We start from the raw sequence: 3,506 nt of genomic DNA, 5'->3' as shown, positions 1-3,506 counted from the left end.
AGGAGGGTAAATTTTCAGCGTTGCTGGCTCCCCGTCAGCCGGATTGGGTTGCATCGCAGGGGTGTCGAAAGAGTCAACTGCGGTCCAAAGCTGTTGGACTTGGGTGAAAAGGGCGTTTATTCTTCCTGTACGTACAATCAATTCGGTAGATATTGAACCTGAATATAGGGATATATTTAACTTGACGTTACACCAATCACAACAACGGCAAGTGAATTACGCAATGAGTAATACTTTTGGTTTTGGCGGACACATTGCCACAAGTATTTTTAAAAAATATGCTGAATAGAGAGTAGGTGCTAACTTCGGTTTGCTCGTGTTGGCGCTAAATCGAAAGTTCAAGTATCCCAACATGTTCCTTCGTATAGAAGTTAAAAGTTGGCAATTATCGTAGAACAACCTACAGACAACACCAATATGTAACCGATAAATAATTACAAAATATGACCGACAGAGTAAACATCATCAATAACTACATCGATGGATACAACCAATTTGATATCAAAAAAATGGTTGCAGACCTTGACGATAATATTGTTTTTGAAAACATTCAAAATAATGATATAAGGTTATCGCTGAAAGGGTTAACAGCGTTTAAACAACAGGCAGAAACAGCAAAAACATACTTTGCAAAGAGAACACAGACAGTTAAATCGTTTAGGCATTTTGACAACAGCACTGAAATAGAAATTGATTATACAGCAATTTTAGCAATTGACTTTCCGAACGGCTTAAAAAAAGGGCAAAAGCTAAAGTTATCAGGAAAATCCGTGTTTGAATTTAAAAAAACAAAGTGATTAAATTGACAGACATTAGTTGACATTAAAACCAGCGAACAAGAATATGACTTTATTAAAACATAAAAAAATTACAATAATTGGTGCCGGGCCTGTTGGATTAACAATGGCGAGATTGTTACAGCAAAACGGCGTGGACATTACAGTTTACGAGAGAGACAAAGACCAAGATGCAAGGATTTTTGGTGGGACACTTGATCTGCACAGGGATTCGGGACAGGAAGCAATGAAAAGAGCGGGATTGTTACAAACTTATTATGACTTAGCTTTACCAATGGGTGTAAATATTGTTGATGAAAAGGGCAATATTTTAACCACAAAAAATGTAAGACCCGAAAATCGTTTTGACAATCCTGAAATAAACAGAAATGACTTAAGGACTATCCTATTAAATAGTTTACAAAATGATACCGTCATTTGGGATAGAAAACTTGTTACCCTTGAACCTGATAAGGAGAAGTGGATACTAACTTTTGAGGATAAATCGAGTGAAACAGCAGATCTGGTTATTATTGCCAATGGTGGAATGTCTAAAGTAAGAAAATTTGTTACCGACACGGAAGTTGAAGAAACAGGTACTTTCAATATACAAGCCGATATTCATCAACCGGAGGTGAACTGTCCTGGATTTTTTCAGCTTTGCAATGGAAACCGGCTAATGGCTGCTCATCAAGGTAATTTATTATTTGCGAATCCTAATAATAATGGTGCATTGCATTTTGGAATAAGTTTTAAAACACCTGATGAATGGAAAAGCAAAACGCGGGTAGATTTTCAAGACAGAAATAGTGTCGTTGATTTTCTCCTGAAAAAATTTTCCGATTGGGACGAACGCTACAAAGAACTGATTCGTTTGACATCATCTTTTGTAGGGTTAGCGACACGAATATTTCCCTTAGATAAGTCTTGGAAAAGTAAGCGTCCATTACCCATAACGATGATTGGAGATGCTGCTCATTTGATGCCTCCTTTTGCAGGACAAGGCGTAAACAGTGGGTTGATGGATGCCTTGATATTGTCGGATAATCTGACCAATGGGAAATTTAACAGCATTGAAGAGGCTATTGAAAATTATGAACAGCAAATGTTTGCTTATGGAAGAGAAGCACAGGCAGAATCAATAATAAACGAAACGGAAATGTTCAGCCTCGACTTTTCTTTCCAAAAACTAATGAATCTATAAAACAGAAAGGCGAGGAAATGAAAGAGAAAATAGTTAAAAAAAACGGAATAAGACTTTTTACCGAAAGTTTTGGATGTGAAAAAGATCCGGCAATACTCTTGATTGCGGGAGCAACGGCATCCATGTTGTATTGGGATGCTGAATTTTGCCAGAAACTATCTGAAAAGGGATTTTTTGTTATTCGCTACGACAATAGGGACGTAGGAAAATCTACTAATTACGAACCGGGTTCAACCCCCTATGATATTGTTGACTTAACCCATGATGCTATTTCAATTTTGGACGGCTATAAAATAGTCAAAGCCAATTTTGTGGGAATTTCACTGGGCGGACTGATTTCTCAAATAGCATCAATAAAATATGCCGACAGGGTAAGTTCAATAACACTAATCTCATCAGGTCCTTGGGGCGACTCAGACCCCACAATTCCTGAAATGGATACGCGTATTTTAGATTTTCACGGAAAAGCTGAAACCGTAGATTGGACAAATGAAGACAGTGTGGCAAATTATTTAATTCAAGGTGCTGAATTGATGAGCGGCAGGAAACAATTTGACAAACAAAGAAGTGAAAAACTGATTAGAGCCGAATTTAAAAGAGCTAATAACTATATAAGTATGTTCAATCATGCGGCACTGCAAGGTGGTGAAGAATACTGGAACAGATTGAGCGAAATCAATCAACCAACCTTAATTGTACACGGAACGGACGATAAAATATTGCATTTTAAGAATTCAGCAGTTTTACTTGAAAAGATAAACGGCTCAAAACTAATAACGCTTGATGGAACCGGACACGAACTACATTTCGAAGATTGGAATAAAATTATTGATGGAATAACGCAACATATAACAAATAACAAAAGAATGAACAAATAGGGTATTATGTATTTCCAAATCAACGGTTTAGAGATTGAAGCTAATATCAATGTGTTATGACGCTCAAGCTGGTGGAGCCGCTGCGCGAGCTGTTTAAAGATGAGGTGCGCAAGATCGGTATGGAGTTAGGTCTGCCCTACGACATGGTTTACCGTCATCCCTTCCCTGGCCCTGGCTTGGGTGTGCGTATTCTTGGCGAAGTAAAAAAAGAATATGCCGACAGGTTGCGCTTGGCTGATGCCATCTTTATCGAAGAGCTGTATGCCGCTGACCTGTATCACAAAACCAGCCAAGCCTTCGCTGTATTCTTGCCAGTGAAGTCGGTTGGCGTAGTGGGCGATGCCCGCCGCTATGAGTATGTGGTGGCATTGCGCGCAGTAGAAACTATCGATTTTATGACAGCGCGCTGGGCACACTTGCCGTATGAGTTTTTAGAAACGGTTTCTAGCCGCATCATTAATGAGATTCCCGGTATTTCGCGGGTAACCTACGATGTTTCCTCAAAGCCGCCGGCAACTATTGAGTGGGAGTGACGGGCACTGGCTGGCAATGTCTAGCAACGGCAGGCATTTCGGCTGAGGGTAAAAGAACTTTCCGCTAAGCGATAGACTGTATGTAAACACAGTATTGCAAGGACGCGGAACATGC

4 protein-coding genes and 1 pseudogene are annotated in these 3,506 nt (G+C 39.4%); all 5 read left to right on the top strand.

Annotation, left to right across the window (positions count from 1 at the left end; all coding sequences use genetic code 11):
* The first annotated feature begins 61 nt into the window (after positions 1–61).
* Positions 62–289, top strand: a complete 228-nt coding sequence (locus FTT84_RS17305) for a hypothetical protein (RefSeq protein WP_218946392.1) — start codon at positions 62–64, stop codon at positions 287–289.
* A 154-nt stretch (positions 290–443) separates the two neighbouring features.
* Positions 444–797, top strand: coding sequence for a hypothetical protein (locus FTT84_RS17300; RefSeq protein ID WP_218949381.1), 354 nt, complete (start codon positions 444–446; stop codon positions 795–797).
* Between the two features lie 46 nt (positions 798–843).
* A complete protein-coding gene (gene tet(X) / locus FTT84_RS17295) occupies positions 844–1,980 on the top strand; it encodes a tetracycline-inactivating monooxygenase Tet(X) (protein ID WP_044502094.1) in 1,137 nt (378 codons plus the stop codon).
* A 17-nt stretch (positions 1,981–1,997) separates the two neighbouring features.
* The gene (gene estT / locus FTT84_RS17290; protein WP_180081969.1) at positions 1,998–2,858 is read left to right on the top strand and encodes a macrolide hydrolase EstT; all 861 of its coding nucleotides are present in this window, start codon (positions 1,998–2,000) and stop codon (positions 2,856–2,858) included.
* A gap of 56 nt (positions 2,859–2,914) precedes the next feature.
* Positions 2,915–3,391: pseudogene (locus FTT84_RS17285) on the top strand (GMP synthase (glutamine-hydrolyzing)); the annotation flags it as partial.
* Between the last annotated feature and the right edge of the window lie 115 nt (positions 3,392–3,506).

This window comes from Acinetobacter sp. YH01019 (assembly GCF_013420285.1).
Lineage (GTDB): Bacteria > Pseudomonadota > Gammaproteobacteria > Pseudomonadales > Moraxellaceae > Acinetobacter > Acinetobacter gandensis.
The sequence above is the reverse complement of the archived record's forward strand: the minus strand, read 5'-3'. Positions and strand labels throughout refer to the sequence as shown.

What these genes read in the sequence shown, in the direction of transcription:
- FTT84_RS17300 (WP_218949381.1), top strand. Translation starts at nt 444, where the DNA reads ATGACCGACAGAGTAAACATCATCAATAACTACATCGATGGATACAAC.
- estT (WP_180081969.1), top strand. Translation starts at nt 1,998, where the DNA reads ATGAAAGAGAAAATAGTTAAAAAAAACGGAATAAGACTTTTTACCGAA.